Here is a 20605-nt window from a genome sequence, read left to right as displayed (position 1 = left end):
CTTCCCTTTCGTACGACGGCCCGGGGCGGCCGGTCGTGGTCTGGTGCGGCTGGTTTCCGGCGACCCGCGACGCCGGCCCGGTCGGGTTCCGGCGGCGCGCGACGCGTCTGGTCGGGGTCAGGCGGCCCGGAGGGACGGACCGGCGGTGATCGAGCGCGAGCCGCGCCCGATCGCCACGGTGCCCGACTGGACCATCTCCTTGATGCCGAAGGGTTCGAGGTCACGCAGAAGGGCGTCCAGCTTGTCGGGGGTGCCGGTCGCCTCGATGGTCAGCGTCTCCGGGGCCACGTCGACCACCCGGGCGCGGAAGAGGTTCACCGTCTCCAGCACCTGACTCCGGGCGGACCGGTCGGCCCGGACCTTGACCAGCAGGAGTTCCCGGGCGACCGAGACCTGCGGGTCCAGCTCGACGATCTTGAGCACGTTGACCAGCTTGTTGAGCTGCTTGGTGACCTGCTCCAGCGGCGAGGACTCGGCGTTCACCACGATGGTGATCCGGGAGACGTCCGGGTTCTCCGTCTCGCCGACGGCGAGGCTGTCGATGTTGAACCCCCGTCGGGAGAAGAGCCCGGAGACCCGGGCCAGCACGCCCGGCTTGTTCTCCACCAGAACCGACAACGTGTGCAGGTTCATGCCACGGCCTCGCTTCGTTCGGTCGCGCCGTCGCGCGACAGGTGACTGCGCTTGCTGGTTCGTTCGCTCCGGCCGCCCATGGTCAGACGTCGTCCTCGTCGAAGACCGGGCGGACGCCCCGGGCGAACATGATCTCGTCGTTGCTGGTGCCGGCGGCGACCATCGGCCAGACCATCGCGTCCTTGCCGACCACGAAGTCGATCACCACCGGGGCGTCGTCGATCGTCATCGCGGCCTCGATGGTCTTGTCCACGTCGGCGGCGTTCTCACACCGCAGACCGACGCAGCCGAGCGCCTCGGCGAGCTTGACGAAATCCGGGATCCGGTGCTTGTGGGTGCCCAGCTCGGTGTTGGAGTAACGCTCCCCGTAGAACAGGGTCTGCCACTGCCGGACCATGCCCAGGTTGCCGTTGTTGATGATCGCGATCTTGACCGGGATGCCCTCCAGGGCGCAGGTGGCCAGTTCCTGGTTGGTCATCTGGAAGCAGCCGTCGCCGTCCACCGCCCAGACCACCGTGTCCGGCTGGCCGACCTTCGCGCCCATCGCGGCCGGGACCGCGTACCCCATCGTGCCGGCCCCGCCGGAGTTCAACCAGGTGTGCGGCTTCTCGTACGAGATGAACTGGGCCGCCCACATCTGGTGCTGCCCGACGCCGGCCACGTAGATCGCGTCCGGGCCGACGATCTCGCCGAGCCGCCTGATCACGTACTGCGGGGCGAGGGTGCCGTCGGCGGGCTCGTCGTAGCCGAGCGGGTAGCGCTCGCGCAGGTCGGCGAGCTGCCCCCACCAGTCGGTCAGGTCGGTCGTCCGGCCCGCGGCATGCTCGACGGTGACCGCGCCGATCAGCTCGTCGATGACGTGTCGGGCGTCACCGACGATCGGCACGTCCGCCGTCCGGTTCTTGCCGATCTCGGCCGGGTCGATGTCGGCGTGCACCACGGCCGCCCCGGGGGCGAAGGAGTCCAGCCGGCCGGTCACCCGGTCGTCGAAGCGCGCCCCGAGTGCCACGATCAGGTCCGACTTCTGCAACGCGTACACCGCGGCGACCGTGCCGTGCATGCCGGGCATGCCCAGGTGCTGCTCGTGCGAGTCGGGGAACGCCCCGCGCGCCATCAGCGTGGTGACCACCGGGATGCCGGTCAGTTCGGCGAGCCGGCGCAGCCCCTCGGTGGCCCCGGCCTTGAGCACGCCGCCGCCGACGTAGAGCACCGGTCGCCGGGCGCCGGTCATCAGCCGGGCCGCCTCCCGGATCTGCTTGCCGTGCGGGTGCAGGGTCGGCCGGTAGCCGGGCAGGTCGAGGGTGGGCGGCCAGCTGAAGCTGGTCTGCGCCTGGAGGACGTCCTTGGGGATGTCGACCAGCACCGGCCCGGGACGCCCGGTGGCGGCCAGGTGGAACGCCTCGGCCAGGACCTGCGGGATCTCCTCGGGCGTCTGCACCAGGAAGTTGTGCTTGGTGATCGGCAGCGTGATGCCCTGGATGTCCGCCTCCTGGAAGGCGTCCGTGCCGATCGCCGGGCGCGGCACCTGGCCGGTGATCGCCACCAGCGGCACCGAGTCCATGTACGCGTCGGCGATCGGGGTGACCAGGTTCGTCGCGCCGGGGCCGGAGGTCGCCATGCAGACCCCGACCCGACCGGTGGCCTGCGCGTACCCGGTCGCCGCGTGCCCCGCGCCCTGCTCGTGCCGGACCAGGATGTGCCGGACCCGGGAGTCGTAGAGCGGGTCGTACGCCGGCAGGATCGCCCCGCCGGGGATGCCGAAGACCACGTCGACGCCGAGTGCCTCGAGCGAGCGCACCAGCGAACCGGCACCGGAGACCTGGAGCGGGGCGGCCGGGGCGGGTACCGCCGGAGCGGCGGGGCGGTCGGCGGCGGGCTCGGTGTTGGTCCGGGCTCGCCGGGCGGAGTGGGCGAGGGTCTCTGGCGTGGGTCTCGTCATGACGGTTCTGGCCTTCGGCTCGGGTGAGTGGCTCGTCAAGCGGTGCAACGCGGGCGGGGCCCGCCCCGACGGGTCCAACGGCAATAAAAACGGCCCTCGTGCAACGCACGGGGCCAGCGCACTCTCACGAGGGGAGAGTGCGCTCAGGTAAGTACTCGCGGGAAGCGGATCGACGGCATGGGGACAGCCTGACGCATCTCACGCGATGAGTCAACTGATCTCACATGTTGGTCAACGGTGTACCGCGCCACCGCGCACGCCCCGCCCCACACCCGGCCTGAGCTGCGTCGATGCCGCCTGGTCAGGGACCCGCTCGGACGGGTCCTCCCGCTCGGTCCGCACCGCCGAGGGGGCAGCGCGTGGGGTCGGGGGCTCGGTGGCGACCGGGACGGGCGCTCCGCTCTCCGCCGGGTCGCCGTCGGCGGCCGGGGCCGGTCGTGGGCCCACCGAGGTCGCGGCGTCGAGCAGCGCCTCCAGGTGCTCCGCCGGCACGCCCCACCCGAAGAGCGCGCCCTGCCCGAACCGGCAGCCGGCGGCGACCACCGCGGCCAGCTCGGTCGGGGAGGTCACCCCCTCGGCGATCACCTCCAGCCCGAGCTGGTGGCCCAGCCGCATCACGATGTCGACCATCGGGGCGAACGCCGGCCCCTCCCGGTCCACCGGGTGGACCGGCTCGTGCTCGGCGACCAGACTGTGGTCGATCTTCAGGATGTCGATCGGCAGCCGGCGGAGCTGCCCCAGGGACGAGTAACCGGCGCCGAAGTCGTCCAGCGCGATCCGCACCCCGGTCCGCCGCAGCGCGGTCAACCGCCGGATCAACGCGTCGACGTCGGTCGCCACCGTGTGCTCGGTCACCTCCAGCACCAGCCGCTGTGGCGGCACCCCGTGCGCCCGCAGCGCCTCGGCGACCTGGCCGACGTACTCCTCGGCGTGCAGTTCCCGGGGGGAGACGTTCACCGACACCCAGACGTCGTGGCCGTCGGCCAGCCAGCGGGAGAGCTGGAGGCAGGCCTGGTCGAGCACCCAGGCGCCGAGCGCGGCGATCATCCCGCACTCCTCGGCGAGCGGGATGAACTCGTCCGGCCCGACCGTGCCCAGCTCCGGGTGGCGCCACCGCAGCAGCGCCTCCGCCCCCACCGGGCGCACCGAGGGCAGGGAGGCCACCGGCTGGAACGCCAGCCGAAGCTCACCGCGCCCGATCGCCCCGCGCAGCTCGTGCTCCACGGTCGTGCGGCGGCGCAGCATCCGCTCGTACGTGGCGTCGTACCGCTCGACCCGGTTCTTGCCCTGCTGCTTGGCGTGCCGCAGCGCCAGGTCGGCGTGGCGCAGCAACACCTCGACGTCCGACTCGTCGACGTGCCGCGATCCGGCCGCGCCGTCCGGGTCGCCCCGTCCGGCGACGCCGACGCTCACCGAGAGGAAGACCGGTCCGTCCGGCTGCTCGTACGCCTCACCGAGCGCGTGCAGCAGTGCCTGGGCGAGCCGGTCGGCGTCCTGCGGACCGCGGTGGGTCAACACCGCGAACTCGTCCCCGCCGAGCCGGGCGGGAAGGTCGTCGGAGCCCTGCTCGGCGCGCAGCCGCCGCCCCACCTCGGCGAGCACCGCGTCGCCGACGTCGTGCCCCCGCATGTCGTTGACGTGCTTGAAGCCGTCCAGGTCGAGGCCGAGCAGCACCACCGGCTCGCGGCCGGCGACGGCGGACGCCAGCGCCCGCATCAGGCCCCGCCGGTTCGCCAGCCCGGTCAGCGGGTCGGTGTGGGCCAGCTCACGGAAATGCGCCTCCCGCTCGGCCAGCCGGGCGGCGTACCCGCGCATGTCGTGCAGGGTGAGGTACTGCCGGGTCACCAGCGCGAAGCCCTCGATGCTGCCGGCGGTGATGGCCAGGGCGTCGAATCGGCCGTCCTGGAGGAGGTGGTACGTCGCCGAGGCGGCCATGGCGACCATCGGGATGAAGGCGTACTCGCTGTCCCGACGGATCAGGTCGGCGTCGACCTGGCCGGGCGGACGGGTGGTGTGCACGGCGAGCCCGGCGGAGAGCAGCCCGACGGCGAGCACCGCCCCACCGGTCAGGGCCAGCCAGGCCAGGCCCTCGCAGAGTCCACCGGCCACCCCCAGCCCGCCGCAGACCGTGTTGGTGACGCCGCAGCAGAGGCCGGCCAGCCGGGCCCGGGGGCGGGGCGCGCGGGCGGCGACGACCGCGTTCAGCCCGGCGGCGAGGGCGGCGCTGACCGTGGCGAGCAGGATCGGCGGGCAGGCCAGGTGGGTGGTCTCCCCGAGCAGCCGGGTGGGCTCGGAGAACAGCACCCAGCCGACGAACCAGAACGCCGCCGCCACGCTCACCCCGTCGAGCAGCAGCCGGAGCGCGCCGGACGGCGAACCGACCACCCCGGGCATCCGGAGCAGCCCGGCGCACCCGAGGAAGCCGCTGACCGCGATGCCGATCGCCACCACGGTCGCCCAGTGTGTTCGTTCCCCCTGGTGGTGCCCCTGGGTGGCGACGGCGGTCAGCCCGGTGGCCAGGCTGAGCGTCGCGACCGTGGCGCCTGCGACCAGCAGCAGGTGGGCCTGCCGGTATCCGCCGCTGCGGTGCCGGACCGAGATGACCAGCAGACCGGTGGCCACCGTCGCTCCGAGCCCGCTCAGCACCGCGACTGCGATCATGACCGGGGAGAACTGCACGGCGTCAACTCTGCCGGACGCCGTGCGACCGCGGGGGGCGGGGTGTGCATCTGTTGGGACACGGTGTGATCGCCGGGAACGGTCCGGGCCGGTGGTGCCACACTTGACCCCATGCCTGAGCTGCGGTCGAGGACTTCCACACACGGTCGGACGATGGCCGGCGCCCGGGCCCTGTGGCGGGCCACCGGGATGACCGACGACGACTTCGGCAAGCCGATCGTCGCCATCGCCAACAGTTTCACCCAGTTCGTACCCGGACACGTCCATCTCAAGGACCTCGGCGGCCTGGTCGCCGACGCGGTGGCCGAGGCCGGTGGGGTGGGACGGGAGTTCAACACGATCGCGGTGGACGACGGCATCGCCATGGGGCACGGCGGGATGCTCTATTCGCTGCCCAGCCGTGAGTTGATCGCCGACGCGGTCGAGTACATGGTCAACGCGCACTGCGCGGACGCCCTGGTCTGCATCTCGAACTGCGACAAGATCACACCGGGCATGCTGCTGGCCGCCTTGCGGCTGAACATCCCGACCGTCTTCGTCTCCGGCGGCCCGATGGAGGCCGGCAAGACGGTGGCGATCGAGGGGGTCGTGCACTCCAAGATCGACCTGATCGACGCGATGATCGCGTCCTCCAACGAGGCGGTCACCGACGACCAGCTCGGCGAGATCGAACGCTCCGCCTGCCCGACCTGCGGCTCCTGCTCCGGCATGTTCACCGCCAACTCGATGAACTGCCTCACCGAGGCGATCGGGCTGGCGCTGCCGGGCAACGGTTCGACCCTGGCCACCCACGCCGCACGCCGGTCGCTCTTCGTCGAGGCCGGCCGCACCGTCGTGGAGATCGCCAAGCGCTGGTACGACGGGGACGACGCCTCGGTGCTGCCCCGGGCGATCGCCAACCGGTCCGCGTTCGAGAACGCCGTCGCCCTGGACGTGGCGATGGGCGGCTCGACCAACACGATCCTGCACCTGCTCGCCGCCGCCCGCGAGGCGGAACTCGCCTTCGACGTCGCCGACATCGACGCGATCTCCCGGCGGGTGCCCTGCCTGGCCAAGGTCGCCCCGAACTCGCCCCAGTACCACATGGAGGACGTGCACCGGGCCGGCGGCATCCCGGCCATCCTCGGCGAGCTGGACCGGGCCGGCCTGCTGCACCGGGACGTGACGTCGGTGCACTCCCCCTCGCTGGGGCAGTGGCTCGCCGACTGGGACGTCCGGAGCGGCTCGCCGACGCCGGAGGCGGTCGAACTCTTCCACGCCGCCCCCGGCGGGGTACGCACCACCGAGCCGTTCTCCACCGACAACCGCTGGTCCACGCTGGACACCGACGCGGCCGGTGGGTGCATCCGGGACCACGAGCACGCGTACTCGGCCGACGGCGGGCTGGCCATCCTGCACGGCAACCTCGCCCCGGACGGCTGTGTGGTGAAGACCGCCGGGGTGCCCGAGGAGTGCCTCACCTTCCGGGGTCCGGCCAAGGTCTACGAGTCCCAGGACGACGCGGTCACCGCGATCCTCGCCAAGGAGGTCGTCGCCGGGGACGTGGTGGTGATCCGGTACGAGGGCCCCCGGGGCGGACCGGGCATGCAGGAGATGCTCTACCCCACCTCGTTCCTCAAGGGACGCGGGCTCGGGCGGTCCTGTGCGCTGCTCACCGACGGCCGGTTCTCCGGCGGCACCTCGGGGCTCTCCATCGGGCACGTCTCCCCCGAGGCCGCCTCCGGTGGGCTGATCGCCCTGGTCGAGCCGGGCGACGAGATCGTCATCGACATCCCGAACCGGTCGATCTCACTCGACGTGCCCGAGGAGGTGCTGGCGGCCCGGCGGATCGAGCAGGAGAAGCGGGACCGCCCGTACACCCCGGTCGACCGGGAGCGGCCGGTCTCCGCCGCCCTGCGCGCGTACGCTTCGATGGCCACCTCCGCCAGCGACGGCGCCTACCGTCGCGTGCCGGAGTAACCGACGGCTCCGCCGGCCGGGACCCCGGCCGGCGGACGCCCGGCCACCCTCCGCAGGGCCAGGTGGACGAGGAGGCCCACCGGGGAGAGCAGGACGGTCAGCGCCAGGACCGGCCCGGTCACCAGCGGATGCATCCCCCGATCCCGCCCGTCCAGGAACATCCACCGACCGACGAAGAGGTCGAAGGCGATCACGTGCGCCCAGAGCGTGGCCGCGCCGGCCGGGGTGCCGAGGAACTCCGACAGCCCGGCCAACGAGGGTCTGCTCACCACCGGCCAGAGCCGATCGAACTCCGCGACGGCGAGGACCAGGTAGCCGGCCAGCGGCGGCACCACGACCAGCGGCGAGCCGACGATCCGCCGGGTCCACGACCAGCCGGGCAGCAGGATCATCAGAGCCCAGAAGGGTACGACCAGCGGGAAGGTCAGGTCGAAGATCCGCTCGGTCACCGCGTACCGCCGACGAGCGCCGGGGTGGCGGCGGGCAGCGGAGTCCGCGCGGTGGCGAGCACGGCGGCGGCCGACCCGACGGTCAGCACCAGCAGCACGGCGGCTGCGCCGAGGGTGACCGTGTCCGGGGCGGTCAGCGGCTGCCCGCGCAGCGCCTGCCAGGTGACCAGGGCGACCAGCCCGGCGTACCCGGCGGCGACGGTGCGGACCAGGTTCCGGCGGGTACCGTCGTCGCGCAGCCGGGGCAGCCGACGGCCGAACCGGAGCAGTACCAGGCCGACCAGGGGCAGCACCTGGAGTCCGTGCATCCCGACGAAGTGGGGGATGCGCAGGTCGCCGCCGGTGGTGCTCCAGCCGGTCAGCGGCAGGCCCGATCCGCCGTCCGGGACGCCGACGCTGTGTGCGCCGACCACGGTGGCCACCCCCTCGCGCAGGCTGGCGGTCTGCTCCGGGGTGGGACCGGTCATCAGGAAGCCGAGCGCCATCCCGGCCACCGCCAGGGCCAGCCCGAGGCGGACGGCCGACGAGGTGGCCCGGTCGGCGATCCGCTCCCGGAGCAGGAGGACGGCGACCACGAGGTTGGCCGCCCAGAGCACCCCGATGCTGATCCCCATGACCGTCCAGAGGGCCGCGTCGAACGCGGTGAGCACGTTGTAGTGGCTCTGCCGGCCCCGAAGCACCTGCCCCACGATGACCACCATCTCGACGGTGGCGGTGACGGCGACGACCGTGCCGGCCCGCCGCCCGGCGGTGTGGTGCCGGCGGAGCAGGGAGAGGAGCCAGGCCAGCGTCGGCCCGTACAGGAGGAAGGAGAGGGCGAACTTGAGCGGCTTGGCCCAGATCGGCGCGCCGACCAGGGTGCGGTCGTCCACGACCAGGCCGACGACGCCGGCCACTGCCAGGACGGCCATCGCGGCGCTGAAGGCCATCAGTGGTCGGTGCAGGTGGTAGAGGGAGGCGGGGCGGAGTGGACCGGTGGTCATGACGTCCTCCAGGAAACTTTGCCTGATAGTGTCAGGCAGAGCGAACATCGTCAGGCTAGGAGTGTTTGTTGAACACTGTCAAGGAGGATGAGCAGTGTCAGTCGTGAAGCCGTCGGCCAGCTTGCGCGAACGCCGCCGGGCCGCCACCATCGACGAGATCGTCACCGTGGCGCTGCGGCACCTCGCCGAGCACGGCGTCCACGAACTGTCCCTGCGCGCCGTGGCCCGCGAGGTCGGCATGACCGTGCAGGCGCTCTACCACTACTTCGACAGCCGGGACGCGCTGCTCACCGCACTGATCGCGCACGGGCAGAACGCGCTCGCCGACACCCTCCAGGCCACCGCCGACACCCACCGCGACGCCGGGTACGTCGAGCGGTGCGTCGCGGTGAGCCTGGCGTACCGCGACTGGGCGCACCGCAACAAGCCCCTCTTCCTGCTGCTCTACGGCAACCCGGTGCCCGGCTACGCCGCTCCCGAGGACGGACCGACCATGGTGGCCGGTCGCCGGGTCGCGGGCGTCTTCGCCGAGGTGGTCTTCGCCGGCTGGACCGCCGAGCAGATCGCCGCGGTACCCGTACCGGCGGGGGACCCGGCACTGGCCGCGCAGCTCACCGGGGCGACGCAGGCCATGGCGCCGCACCTCTCCCCCGGCGCGATCGCCCAGTTCCTCGGCGCCTGGGCGCAACTGCACGGGCTGGTCATGCTCGACCTGCTCAACCACATGCGGTGGCTGGACGGCGACACGGCGACCGAGTACCACCGGGCCATGCTCACCCAGCTCGGCGACCGACTGGCCGCCCTACGCGACGGCGCCTGACCAGCAACGACACGCCTGGCCAGGGGCGCTCGGCACACTCCAGAGCCAGCTGTTCCAACCCTCCGGAGGAGAGCGTCGCGGCCACGGATGCAACGGGCTGCGGTACCCAGGCGCAACAACGGCCCAGCGCCAGCCCTCGCGGCGGCCGGTTTGCCGTTACCTGACTGTCGGATCGGCCAGCCGGAGTGCAAGATAGCTGCCGTGAAGGCGTACGTCGGAGTGACCGATGGGGACTGGTACCGCTTCCTCGCCGATCGGCCGATGCTGACGGAAGTCAACTTCTGGCGGCCTGCCGGATCCCGTGCCTTCCGGGCGCTCGCCCCGGGCGAGCCCTTCTTCTTCAAGACACACCATCCGCACAACCGCGTGGTCGGCGGTGGGTTCTTCAGCGGATTCGCGCAGTTGCGAATTTCCGAGGCGTGGGCGCTGTTCGGCGAGGGCAACGGTGTACCGAGCCTGCCCGAGATGCGACGGATCGTGGGGCGGTACCGGCGGGAGCCCATTGCCCCGGAAGACGATCCGATGATCGGCTGCGTCATGGTCCGAGAACCGGTCTTCTTCCCCACCGACCAGCCGTCCGAGCCGCCTCCCGAGTTCGCGTCGAACATCGTTCAGGGCAAGGGGTACGACGTGACCGACCGGAACTCGGCCGGCTACTTCGAGGTGCTGATCGGTCGGCTGCTCGGCGCATCCGTGGAAGTCGACACCAGCCAGCCGTGGCACCGGTCGGGCCCGGTGTACAGCGATCCTCGGCTCACCCGACACCGGCTGGGTCAACAGTCGTTCAAGGCCGTCGTTCTCAGCGCTTACGGGAGGCGATGTGCGATCACGGGCGACCGCATCCAACCGGTGCTCCAGGCCGCGCACATCAGACCTCTACCCGCTGGTGGTGAGCACCGCATCGACAACGGGCTGCTCCTCAGGTCCGACGTGCACACTCTCTACGACCACGGCTACCTGGCGGTCGACCCGAAGCACCGGCTCATGGTCAGCCCTCGGCTCAGAGCAGAGTTCGGCAACGGTGAACAGTTCTACTCCAGGGCCGGATCCCAGATCGCCCTACCGGCAACGGTTCGAGAACGTCCGCACCGGGAGTTCCTCGAGTGGCACCTCGACGTGGTCTTCCGAGCAGCCTGAGTATCGTCGCCGGATGCCCGAACTGATCGCACCCACCGTCCGCCTGCACGCTGCCTGGCGTGAGGCGCGGGACGACTGGGGTCCCGGCGTCCACGAGGACGGCTTCGGGTTGCGGCCGGAAGACGAGGTGGACTCGCCGGCCGGGTTCGCTGCCTGGGTGGCCCGGCTGACCGATGCCGCCGATCCGGCGACACCGCTGCCTGCCGACCGGGCGCGCTGTACGTACCGGTGGATCGTCGACGACGACCGGGTGCTCGGCGGAATCGCGTTGCGACACGGGCTCGACGAGGTCGTGCAGCGGCTCGGCCACATTGGCTACGGCATCCGGCCGTCGGCGCGCCGGCAAGGGCTGGCCACCTGGGCGCTGGGCCGGATGCTGGACGAGGCACGACGGCTCGGACTGGACCGGGTACTGACCGTCTGCGCGGTGGACAACCTCGCCTCGGCGAAGACGATCGAGCGCAACGGCGGCGTCCTGGAGGACGTCCGGGAGACCGAACTCGGCGCGGTACGGCGTTACTGGATCGCGTTCCGGTAGGCCCCGCCGTGTGGGATACCGGTGACCGGGATCCTCCGTCCAGATGGCCGTTTCGCTCAGGCTCCGGGTGCCTTGGCCGCCGAGCCCCGGGCGCGTTCCACCGGGTAGCGCCGCGCCGAGTCGGCCAGCTTGTCGGTGGCCGCCTCGACCAGGTCGACACCGAGGGCGTCGGCCAGCCGGACCAGGTAGATCATCACGTCGCCGATCTCGGCGCGGACCCGTCCGCCGGCCTCCGGGTCGGTCATCACCCGGGCCGACTCCTCCGGGGTCAGCCACTGCAACTCGGCGAGCAGCTCCCCCACCTCACCGGCGAGCGCCATGGCCAGGTTCTTCGGCGTGTGGAACTGCCCCCAGTCCCGCTCGTCGGCGAACCGCCGCAGGGCGTGGACCAGGCCGTCGATCCCAGGGTCGCTGATGCTCGTCACAGGGAGCGACCCTAACGCCAGGTGAGTCCGACAGACCGCCCGTCAACGGAGAGCACGACCACGCTGGACTGGCTGAGGGGATGCTCGCCCTCGATCGCCATCCTGCTGACGGGTGGCGAGCAATGAATGATCACCCTCTGCGATTGAGGCGGCACGCAAGGCTAGGTTGGTGGCCTTCCCACACATGGAGGTCCACCTGTGACCACCGTCCAAAGGCTCGGCATCGTGATCGCCGCCGTGATCGCCGTCCTGCTGCCCACCTCCGCCGCGCACGCCTCCGACGCCGCCTACGTCGTCAACCCCACCGGCACGGTGCTCCACCAGACGAACTGGTGGTACTCCAGCACCACGGTCAACGCACCGACCGGCACGCCTGCCGCGTCGTCGATCGACACGATCTACTGGACCTACTCCATCTCCAACCAGGCCAACGTGATCGCCCAGCTCTGCAACCCGGACGGGCCGGGACAGCTGCTCTGCCTCGACCTGCCCAACGGCTGGGCCACCGGCAACACCACCGCCTGGGCGGGGCTGTCGGCGCAGCGCGGCTGGCTGTTCCGGCTGGCCGTCCTCGACCCGGTGACGAAGATCCTCAGCCCCTACCGGTACGGCGGCCAGCACCAGGTGATCGTGAACTGGAGCTACACCACGCCGTCCCCGGCCCGTACCCACAGCTCGCCCCTCCGCCTCGTCTCCCGCTGACCCGCCCCTGTCGGGCACCGCTCGCCGTTCTGGCGATATCGCGGCATCGCTGGAAAGGGATGCCGCGATATCGCCGAAGCGGAGTCGACCCAGGTGGGGTGGATCAGGCCGGGACGAAGCGGGCGGCGTCGGCGACGACGTAGCCGTCCGTGCCCTCGGTGCGGATCAGGACGCTGCCGGCCGTCCCGGCCGCGAAGACGTACGTCCCGAGGGACACCCACTGCCCGCCGGATCCGCGCTGGTCGACGGTACGGGTGGTGACGCCGCCGCCGTGCACCACGTCCACCGGCACATTGCTGGCCCGGTTGGGGTCGGCGGTCCAGCGCAGGCTGACCGCGTAACTGCGGGCGACCGGCAGGGCCGGGGTGAAGCGCAGCCGGTTGACGCCCTTGCCGGTGTTGTCGTCGTGCTCATAGTCGACGCCCCAGTACCCGCCGACGTGGCTGCTGCTCAGCCAGGTGCCGGCCCGGGTCACCGAGGCCGAGGCGTTGTCGACGACGATCTCACCGTCGACGGCCGGGGGCCACTGGAGGTGCTGGCCGTCCTGCCGGAGTCGGGCCTGGAGGGCGGCGACGCTCACCTGCTGCACCGGCACCCCTGCGGCGAGGGCGAGTGTCGCCGCCGTGGCGGCGGACTGGGCGAGGATCATGAACACCGGTTCCATCCGGACCGAGCCGTACGCGATGTGGCTGGCCGAGAGGCAGACCGGCACGAACAGGTTGGCGCACTGCGCCTCGGTGGGCACGATCGCGCGGTAGCTGATCGGGTACGGGCCGGGCACCCCGACCTGCACGTCGCCCTCGTTCTTGACCACGCCGTCGACCACGACGCGCTGGCAGTTGTGCGAGTCCATGGTGTAGCTGGCCAGTCCGACCGAGTCGGCGACCCGCACCCTGCCCCGGCAGTCCCGCTCGGTCACCACGTACGCCGAGACCATCCGGCGGGCCTCCCGGACGTACAGCTGGGGTGGCCAGCCGCCGGTGGCGGTGAACTCGTCGGCGGCCAAGCCCCACGCGGCGGTCGAGGTCCGGATCGTCGCCGGCAGCCGGGGATCGTTGGCCAGGAACCACATCAGGCCCTGCTGGTAGGTGCGGTGGTCGGCGACGATGCTCTCCCGCACCACCGGGCTGGCGGTCGGATAGGTGTAACTGGCGCCGATGAAGTCGGTGGAGAACGCGCCGTGGTTGTTGGAGTCGGTCTTGCCGTTGCCGACGCCCTGGGTGGTGAAGAACGGCCCGGTGAAGCCCGCCCGGACGTAGCGGAGCAGGAGTTCGTAGTCGGCCGGGTCGTAGCCGGCGGGCTTCGGGAACGGAACCCGGTCGGCCGCCTTCGTCAGGCACATCCGGAAGTTGTACGCCTGGATCAGCCCGTCGCCGGTGCCGTTGGGTGCGACGGGCGCGCCGGAGATACCGGGGAGCAGGCCGCTGGCCGGGACGCCCGGTGTCACGTACGGGTCGACCGGCCGGGTGAACTGGTGACCGGTACGCAGTTGCACCCCGTTGATCGTCTCGCCGTACACCGTGTTGGCCTCGCGCCCGAGGGCGTACGACACACCGGCCTTCGCCATCAGGTCGCCCTCGTACGTCGCGTCGACGAACATCGGGCCGGCGAAGGTCTGACCGTTGTCGGTGCCGAGCGAGGTGATCCGGTTGCCGACGCGGACCACCTGGGCGAGCCGCACGCCGAGGTAGACCGGCACCCCGTGCTCGGCGAGCAGGTCGTCGAAGACCTCGGCGGCGACGTGCGGCTCGAAGACCAGCCGCATCGGCGAGTCGGGGGTGACGGTGTTGCCGTGGTACTTCGCGTGCACCCGCCGGTAGAACTCCGCGGCGATGCCGCCGATGGAGCCGCTGGTGCCGCTGTCGGTGTAGCCGAGTCCGCCGGTGGTGAGTCCGCCGACGTGCTGGCCCGGTTCGAGGATCAACGCGGTACGCCCCATCCGGCGCATCTGCACGGCGGCCACGATGCCGGCCGAGGTGGCGCCGTACACGACCAGGTCGGCGGTGACGGTGTTGGCGGCCAGGGCGGGCAGGCCGATGCCGGTGGAGCCGGCGACGACCAGGGTGGCACCACCGAGGCGCAGCAGGTGACGGCGATTGAGCACAGGCGACATGGCGGCTGCCTTCCGGGCAAGGGCCTTCGAGTGGAGGGAGCGCGCCGCCGCACCCTGGATTCAATCGACTTTTGTCCATCGGTTGCGTCATGTCAAGAGCCGGAGCGGGGGGGCGCGCAGCGCCCCTGTTACCCGTTCACCGCCCGCAGCACCGGACGCGAGGTGAGGGCGGCGGGGTCGAGCGAGAGTCGGGTGTGGACGGTGAAGGTGGTCGACTCGCCGGGCAGGAGCGTGACCAGGGCCCGGTCGACGTCGGCGGACGGGTCGAGGCGGTCGGGGTAGAGGGTCAGGTCGCGGAGAACGGTGCGCGCGGTGACGTGCACCCGCACGCCGCCCTCGACCGGCTCGGCGGTGGCGTCGTAGGTCGCCGCCGGCCAGGGGATGTCCTTGTCCTCGGCGAAGAACCACAGGGCCCGCTCGGCGCTCTCCCCCGCCTCGGCGACCAGCAGTTCACCGCAGGCCTCCTCGGGGCGCGCCAGCTCCGTGGGCAGGGGCAGGGTCACCGTGGCGCCGGGCGGTACGTCGAGGTCGTACGACGTCTTGGCGCGGGGTTCGCCGGCCAGGGTGTGCCGGGTGACGGTGGCGGTGGCCCGCCAGGGCTGCCCGCCGTCGTTGACCGCCACCAGGGCGAGCCCACCGCCGCCCGCCTGGCCACCGTCGCCGGCCGGGTCGCCACCGCCACCGCCACCGTCGCCGTCGCCGGTGAGCCCACCGGCACGGGGCTGGACGGTGAGCAGCCGGTCGGCGTACGCGTGGCGCAGCGCGTACCAGAGCGGTTTGCGGCGGCCGTCGCCGTCCACCGCCGACCAGGAGGTCACCGGCCAGCAGTCGTTGAGCTGCCAGACGATGGTGCCCATGCAGACGCCCCGGTGCGAGCGGAAGTGTTCCACCCCGCAGGCGATGGCACGGGCCTGGTTGACCTGGGTCAGGTGGTGCCACTCGTCGAAGTCGGCCGGGGCGGGCAGGTGGGCGTCCAGTCCGCGCCGCAGCTTGAGGTCGCCGTCGATCGCCTTCTGGTGGTGCGCCATGCCGGGCGAGTCCGGGGCGAGCGGGTCGTCCGAGAGCGCCCGGCGCAGCGTCGCGTACGCGGGCGGGGCCTGGTAGCCGAACTCGGCCACGAACCGGGGCACGTACTCGCGGTACTTCAGGTAGTCGTCGGTGTTCCAGACGTCCCAGATATGCGTGGTGCCGTGCGCCGGGTCGTTCGGGTGGATCTCCTCGCGGCCGGACCACGGGCTGCCCGGCCAGTACGGTCGGGTCGGGTCCAGTTCGGCGACGATCGTCGGCAGCAGGTCGAGGTAGTAGCCCCGGCCCCAGGTCCGCCCGGCGAGCGGCTCCTGCCAGTCCCAGTCGTGCCAGCCCCAGATGTTCTCGTTGTTACCGGTCCAGAGCACCAGGGACGGGTGGACGGCCAGCCGGGTGACCTGCTCGCGCGCCTCGGCCTCGACCTCGGAACGGAACGGCTCCTCCTCCGGGTACGCAGCGCAGGCGAAGAGGAAGTCCTGCTGGACGAGGAGTCCGAGCGAGTCGGCGAGGTCGTAGAAGTCGGTCGACTCGTACCGGCCGCCGCCCCAGACACGCAGCAGGTTGACGTTCGCGCCGATCGCCTGGTCGAAGCGGTGGGCCAGCCGGTCCCGGGTCACCCGGTTGGGGAAGACGTCGTCGGGGATCCAGTTGACGCCCCGGACGAAGACCGGCTTCCCGTTGACCACCAGGGTGAACGCGCTGCCGTGCGCGTCGGGGGTGGTGTCGAGACGCACCGAACGGAAACCGATCCGCCGGGTCCAGTCGTCCAGTGCGGTGCCGTCGAGGGTGGTCAGGGTGACGGTCAGCGGGTACCGGTGCGGGTCGCCGTACCCCCGGGGCCACCAGAGCCGGGGGTCGCGGACGGTGAGGTCGAGCACGGCCGTGCGCTCCCCGGCCGGGACCACCGTCTCGACGGCCGCCCCGGCGACCGTGGCCCGCACGACCAGCGGGACGTCGGTGGCGCGTTCGACCTCGACGTGCACCGCGACCGTGCCGACGCCGTCGGCGACGGTGACCAGGGGACGGACCTCCGCGAGCCGGGCGGTGGACCAGCTGTGCAGGCCGATCTCCTGCCAGATCCCGGCGGTGACCAGCGTCGGTCCCCAGTCCCAGCCGAAGTTGCAGGCCGTCTTCCGGATGAAGTGGAACGGCTCCGGGTACGCGTTCGGCCGGTCGCCGAGCCGGTCCCGGTGCGCCTCGGCGTACCGGTAGGCGGAGTCGAACCGGACGACGAGCTGGTTGTCCCGGTCGCGCAGCAGCGCCCGCACGTCGAACCGGTGGCTGCGGTGCATGTTCTCGGTCCGGCCGACCGGGACGCCGTTGAGGGTGAGCGCGGCGACCGTGTCGAGGCCGGCGCAGACCAGGTCGATCCGGTCCGCGTCACCCGACGGCCGGTCGAACGTCGTCTCGTACACCCAGTCGGTCCGGCCGATCCAGGCGAGCGCCGTCTCGTTGTCGTCGAGGTAGGGGTCGGGGATCAGCCCGGCGGCGAGCAGGTCGGTGTGCACGCAGCCGGGCACGGTGGCGGGGATCGCCCGGCCGTCGATCTCCACCGGGATCGCCCGGCCGGCGATGCCGGCAGGGACCGTAGCCCCGCCGGTCTGGTCGGTCCCGGGGGCCTCGGCGGTGACCTGCGGGCCGGGCAGCGCCCGCAGGGTCCAGCCGTCGTGCAGGGCGTGCCGGGTCGGGCCACCCCCGTGCGCCTCGCTCACGATTTCACCGCACCTTCCATGATTCCGCGGACGATCTGCCGGCCGCCGATGACGAGCATCACCAGCAGCGGCAGGGTGGCGACCAGGGCACCGGCCAGTACCCGCCGGTACAGGACGTAGTTGCCGCTGGCCAGGTCGGAGAGGGCGACCATCGAGGTCGGGTAGTCGGTGCCGCCCAGGGTGATCAGCGGCCACTGGAACTCGTTCCAGGTGGCCACGAAGGTGAGCAGGCCGAGCACCGCCATCGCGGGACGGACCGCCGGCAGCACCACGCTCCAGAAGATCCGCATGGTGCTCGCCCCGTCGATCCGGCCCGCCTCGACCAGTTCGTCGGGGACCGCGTCGAGGATGAACTGTCGCATGTAGAACACGCCGAACGCGGTCACCAGTCCGGGGGCGATCACCGCGAGCAGGGTGCCGTTCCAGCCCCCCTCGCCGGGCATGTGACCCATCAGGATGTAGAGGGCGACCACGCCGAGCTGGTTCGGCACGGTCATGGTGAGGATCACCATGACCATCAGCGCGTTCCGCCCCTTGAACCGCAGCTTGGCGAAGGCGAAGCCGGCCAGCGAGCAGAAGAAGAGCACCGAGGCGGTCACCACGGACGAGACGATCACGCTGTTGCCGAGCGCCTGGAGGAAGAAGACGTCCTGCATCGAGAAGACCTCGCGCAGGTTGGTGGTGAGCTGCCCGCCGGGCAGCACCTGCGGGGGGATCTTCGCCAGCGCCTCGTCGGTGTTCGTGGCGATGACGAACATCCAGTACAGCGGGAACGCCGAGAACGCGATGACGATGCTGAGGAAGAGGTAGCTCCAGACGCTGCCGGGGGTGTGCTGTGGGGCCCGCCCCACCAGCGCCGGCCGCCGCGAGGCCTTCACCGCTTACCTCCGCCCAGACGGTTGGTGATCAGGGCGTTGACGGCCGCGACGAGCAGGATGACCAGGAAGAGCGCCCAGGACATCGCCGCCGCGTAGCCGAGGTTGAGGTCGCGCCAGCCGACCTTGTAGACGAGTTGGGCGATGGTCTGCCACTGGTGGTCGTCGCCGCCGTTGCCGAGCGCCGGATTGGTGTCGAAGAGCATCGGCTCGGTGAACAGTTGCAGGCCGCCGATGGTGGAGAGCACCACCGTGAAGATCACCACAGGTCGGATCATCGGTACGGTGATCCGCCAGAGCTGCCGCCACGGACCGGCGCCGTCGACCGCCGCGGCCTCGTAGACGTCACGCGGGATGGCCTGCATCGCGGCCAGGTAGAGCAGCGCGTTGTAGCCGATCCACTTCCAGTTGACCATGGTGGAGATGGCGACCCAGGAGGCCCACTTCGACGCCCGCCAGTCGATCGGCTCGGTCTCGCCGATGCCGAGCAGCGACAAGGCCCAGTTCGCGATGCCGGTGTCCCGCGCGAACACCACCGAGAAGATCAGGGTGGAGGCGGTCACCGGGGTGATGTACGGCAGCAGCACGCCCACCCGGAACCAGGTCTGCGCCCGCAGCTTCCGGTTGAGCAGCGAGGCGACGATCAGCGCCAGCAGGAGCTGCGGCACGGTGGAGAGCAGGAAGATGCCGAAGGTGTTGGAGAGGGCGTTCCAGAAGTCACCGTCGTCGAGCAGGCGACGGAAGTTGTCCAGGCCGGCCCAGCCGTCCCGGGTCGGGTCGTCGAGCCGCCAGGTGCGCAGCGCCACGACCCCGTTGAAGACGATCGGGAAGAGCCCGAAGACCGCGAAGAGCAGGAAGAACGGTGCGATCAACAGGTACGGCAGGTAGCGCACGTCGAACCGGTACAGCCGGTCGCGCCACCGTGAGGGCCGGCGTCCGTCGGGCTCGGGATGGGCGTCGGGGCCGCGGCGGGGCGCCGTGGCCGCGGCAGGGGTGGGGGGCATCGGGGGACCTCCGGGTTCGCCACCGGCGGTGGGCCGGAACGGTGGGACGCGCTCGTCGCGCGAGGACGTCCCACCGGCCGCCCGACCCGCGTACGGTCAGGACTTCGCGGCCTTCTCGGCTTCCTTGACCGCCTCGGTCCAGGCCTGGTCGGGCTTGCCCTTCAGGTTGCCGGTGGCCAGGCGGTTCAGCACGTTCTCCACGGCCACCCGGGTCGGGCCGTTCTTCCTGCCCAGGTACTGCGGGGTCAGGTTCTCCGCCGTCTTCGAGAAGATCTGCCCGACGGGCGCGTTGTTGAAGAACGGGTTGGCGAAGTCCCGGATCGCCGGGTCCTGGTAGAGCGCCGGCTGGGACGGCAGGTTGCCGACCTTCTTGAAGATCTCGATCTGCTGTGCCGGCTGGACCAGCCACTCCAGGAACCGGTACGCCTCGTCGACGTTCTTGCCCTGCTTGGGGATGGTGAGGAAGGAGCCACCCCAGTTCCCGCCCCCACCGGGGATCGCGGCCACGTCCCACTTCCCCTCGGTCTGCGGGGCGGTGTTCTTGATGTGTCCCTGCATCCAGGCCGGGCAGGCCAGCACGGCGAAGTTGCCCTTGACGAACCCGGCGTTCCACTCGGGCGAGAAGGCGGCGAGGTTGGCGGACAGGCCGGCGGCGATGGTCTTCGCGGCCACGTCGAAGGCGACCTTCGGGCCGCCTTCCATCGTCAACTGCTCGCTCTCGTCGTAGAAGCCGACCGGCTGCTGCCCGAGGACCGGGTTGAAGACGTTGGTGCCGGAGTCGATGAACTTCTTGCCGCTCCTGGCGGTGTACCGCTGGCCGGTCTCGACGAACCGGTCCCAGGTGGGCCAGAGCGCGGAGACCTGGTCCCGCTCGGTGGGCAGGCCGGCGGCGGCGAAGAGGTCGGTGCGGTAGCACATGGCCAGGCCGCCGACGTCGGTGCCGAGGCCGATCTGGGTCCTGCCGTCGGGGGTGAGGGTCTGCTGCCACTTCCAGGGCAGGTACTTCTGCTGGTACTGGCCGGCCCCCTTGTCGAGGAGGTTGACGAACTTGTCGGCCTGGCCGCGGAACTGGATGACGAAGCCCTCGTCGATGGCGGCGATGTCGGGCGCACCGCTGCCGGCGATCAGCTTCTTCTGGAGGTCCTCGTGCTGGGCGTTGTACTCCCCGGTGTTCAGCACGATCCTGACGTTCGGGTTGGCCGACTCGTACGTCGACTTCAGCTCGTCGAGACCGAAGTCGCCCCAAAAATTGATCTTGAGTGTGACGGTGCCGCCGGGGCCGGAGTCGCCACCACCGCTGTTGCCGCTGCATGCCGCGACCATGGCCAGGCTGACCACACCCGCCGCGACCAGTCGGGCCCATCGGGACCAGGACCGTGCCATGTCACCCCTCCACGTGGGAACGCTCCCGCCATCGAGAGACGTTGACTGAACCGGATAAGCTCCGCCACCGTACGAGCCCTCCTCCACCCTGTCAACGATCGAGGATGATCGACATCTCTGCCCGGGGGAGCGACGCGCATCGGAGCGCGCCCGCGAGGGTGGCAACCGGGGCCGGGTGCAGGGGACCACTCGGCACCGACGATCACTTAACCGGGCAAGTGAGGTCGC

The 20605-nt window shown here is 71.4% G+C and carries 16 protein-coding genes; 5 read left to right on the top strand and 11 right to left on the bottom strand.

The genetic code is table 11. From position 1 onward, the window contains the following. Positions 1-117: 117 nt before the first annotated feature. From ilvN to AB0F58_RS17125, 3 genes are all read right to left on the bottom strand, one after another. Entirely contained in the window at positions 118-633 is a 516-nt protein-coding gene (ilvN, locus tag AB0F58_RS17135) for an acetolactate synthase small subunit (RefSeq protein ID WP_357143381.1), read from the bottom strand. Positions 634-715: 82 nt separating this feature from the next. Beyond that, positions 716-2572 carry an acetolactate synthase large subunit gene (locus AB0F58_RS17130; RefSeq protein WP_357143378.1) on the bottom strand — a complete coding sequence of 619 codons (1857 nt, stop codon included), beginning with the start codon at positions 2570-2572 and terminating at the stop codon, positions 716-718. 231 nt (positions 2573-2803) lie between these two features. Further along, the gene (locus AB0F58_RS17125; protein ID WP_357143782.1) at positions 2804-5233 is read right to left on the bottom strand and encodes a bifunctional diguanylate cyclase/phosphodiesterase; all 2430 of its coding nucleotides are present in this window, start codon (positions 5231-5233) and stop codon (positions 2804-2806) included. A 129-nt stretch (positions 5234-5362) separates the two neighbouring features. On the opposite strand from AB0F58_RS17125, the gene ilvD reads away from it, so the two are divergent. Continuing rightward, entirely contained in the window at positions 5363-7210 is a 1848-nt protein-coding gene (ilvD, locus tag AB0F58_RS17120; RefSeq protein WP_357143376.1) for a dihydroxy-acid dehydratase, read from the top strand. Here the strand turns inward: ilvD and AB0F58_RS17115 are convergent. Together AB0F58_RS17115 and AB0F58_RS17110 are read right to left on the bottom strand one after the other, a co-directional pair. Further along, a complete protein-coding gene (locus AB0F58_RS17115) occupies positions 7189-7659 on the bottom strand; it encodes an ABA4-like family protein (RefSeq protein ID WP_357143374.1) in 471 nt (156 codons plus the stop codon). The genes ilvD and AB0F58_RS17115 overlap by 22 nt on opposite strands. Continuing rightward, positions 7656-8642 (bottom strand): hypothetical protein, encoded by a 987-nt coding sequence (locus tag AB0F58_RS17110; protein WP_357143372.1) that lies wholly within the window; start codon positions 8640-8642, stop codon positions 7656-7658. The genes AB0F58_RS17115 and AB0F58_RS17110 overlap by 4 nt, the downstream gene beginning before the upstream one ends. A 94-nt stretch (positions 8643-8736) precedes the next feature. Here AB0F58_RS17110 and AB0F58_RS17105 point away from each other — a divergent pair, with 94 nt between their 5' ends. The 3 genes from AB0F58_RS17105 to AB0F58_RS17095 all read left to right on the top strand — a co-directional run bounded on the left by AB0F58_RS17105 (position 8737) and on the right by AB0F58_RS17095 (position 11137). Further along, on the top strand, positions 8737-9462 hold the full coding sequence (locus AB0F58_RS17105) for a TetR/AcrR family transcriptional regulator (protein WP_357143370.1): 726 nt from the start codon (positions 8737-8739) through the stop codon (positions 9460-9462). 201 nt (positions 9463-9663) lie between these two features. After that, the gene (locus tag AB0F58_RS17100) at positions 9664-10599 is read left to right on the top strand and encodes an HNH endonuclease (RefSeq protein WP_357143368.1); all 936 of its coding nucleotides are present in this window, start codon (positions 9664-9666) and stop codon (positions 10597-10599) included. Between the two features lie 13 nt (positions 10600-10612). Further along, on the top strand, positions 10613-11137 hold the full coding sequence (locus tag AB0F58_RS17095) for a GNAT family N-acetyltransferase (RefSeq protein ID WP_357143366.1): 525 nt from the start codon (positions 10613-10615) through the stop codon (positions 11135-11137). A gap of 56 nt (positions 11138-11193) precedes the next feature. On the opposite strand, the gene AB0F58_RS17090 is transcribed toward AB0F58_RS17095, so the two are convergent. After that, positions 11194-11553, bottom strand: coding sequence for a nucleotide pyrophosphohydrolase (locus tag AB0F58_RS17090; protein WP_357143780.1), 360 nt, complete (start codon positions 11551-11553; stop codon positions 11194-11196). A 207-nt stretch (positions 11554-11760) separates the two neighbouring features. Between AB0F58_RS17090 and AB0F58_RS17085 the strand changes: the two genes are divergently transcribed. Further along, on the top strand, positions 11761-12264 hold the full coding sequence (locus AB0F58_RS17085; RefSeq protein WP_357143364.1) for a flagellar protein FlhE: 504 nt from the start codon (positions 11761-11763) through the stop codon (positions 12262-12264). 103 nt (positions 12265-12367) lie between these two features. On the opposite strand, the gene AB0F58_RS17080 is transcribed toward AB0F58_RS17085, so the two are convergent. The 5 genes from AB0F58_RS17080 to AB0F58_RS17060 all read right to left on the bottom strand — a co-directional run bounded on the left by AB0F58_RS17080 (position 12368) and on the right by AB0F58_RS17060 (position 20377). Then, positions 12368-14377 (bottom strand): FAD-dependent oxidoreductase, encoded by a 2010-nt coding sequence (locus AB0F58_RS17080; protein WP_357143362.1) that lies wholly within the window; start codon positions 14375-14377, stop codon positions 12368-12370. 128 nt (positions 14378-14505) lie between these two features. Next, a complete protein-coding gene (locus AB0F58_RS17075; RefSeq protein WP_357143360.1) occupies positions 14506-17115 on the bottom strand; it encodes a glycoside hydrolase family 2 protein in 2610 nt (869 codons plus the stop codon). Then, a complete protein-coding gene (locus AB0F58_RS17070; RefSeq protein WP_357143358.1) occupies positions 17112-17993 on the bottom strand; it encodes a carbohydrate ABC transporter permease in 882 nt (293 codons plus the stop codon). The genes AB0F58_RS17075 and AB0F58_RS17070 overlap by 4 nt, the downstream gene beginning before the upstream one ends. Next, positions 17990-18994 (bottom strand): sugar ABC transporter permease, encoded by a 1005-nt coding sequence (locus tag AB0F58_RS17065; protein ID WP_357143356.1) that lies wholly within the window; start codon positions 18992-18994, stop codon positions 17990-17992. Before AB0F58_RS17065 ends, AB0F58_RS17070 begins: the two co-directional genes overlap by 4 nt. Positions 18995-19090: 96 nt before the next feature. Further along, positions 19091-20377: an extracellular solute-binding protein gene (locus tag AB0F58_RS17060; RefSeq protein WP_357143354.1), complete on the bottom strand. Its 1287-nt coding sequence runs from the start codon at positions 20375-20377 to the stop codon at positions 19091-19093. Between the last annotated feature and the right edge of the window lie 228 nt (positions 20378-20605).

It is taken from the genome of Micromonospora sp. NPDC023956 (genome assembly GCF_040639195.1).
Classification (GTDB): Bacteria; Actinomycetota; Actinomycetes; order Mycobacteriales; family Micromonosporaceae; genus Micromonospora.
This window is presented reverse-complemented; position numbering and strand designations above follow the sequence as displayed.

Bases quoted from the DNA above. Each gene is read 5' to 3' on its own strand.
- ilvN (WP_357143381.1), bottom strand. From the start codon at position 633: ATGAACCTGCACACGTTGTCGGTTCTGGTGGAGAACAAGCCGGGCGTG.
- AB0F58_RS17130 (WP_357143378.1), bottom strand. From the start codon at position 2,572: ATGACGAGACCCACGCCAGAGACCCTCGCCCACTCCGCCCGGCGAGCC.
- AB0F58_RS17125 (WP_357143782.1), bottom strand. From the start codon at position 5,233: ATGATCGCAGTCGCGGTGCTGAGCGGGCTCGGAGCGACGGTGGCCACC.
- ilvD (WP_357143376.1), top strand. From the start codon at position 5,363: ATGCCTGAGCTGCGGTCGAGGACTTCCACACACGGTCGGACGATGGCC.
- AB0F58_RS17110 (WP_357143372.1), bottom strand. From the start codon at position 8,642: ATGACCACCGGTCCACTCCGCCCCGCCTCCCTCTACCACCTGCACCGA.
- AB0F58_RS17095 (WP_357143366.1), top strand. From the start codon at position 10,613: ATGCCCGAACTGATCGCACCCACCGTCCGCCTGCACGCTGCCTGGCGT.
- AB0F58_RS17080 (WP_357143362.1), bottom strand. From the start codon at position 14,377: ATGTCGCCTGTGCTCAATCGCCGTCACCTGCTGCGCCTCGGTGGTGCC.
- AB0F58_RS17065 (WP_357143356.1), bottom strand. From the start codon at position 18,994: ATGCCCCCCACCCCTGCCGCGGCCACGGCGCCCCGCCGCGGCCCCGAC.
- AB0F58_RS17060 (WP_357143354.1), bottom strand. From the start codon at position 20,377: ATGGCACGGTCCTGGTCCCGATGGGCCCGACTGGTCGCGGCGGGTGTG.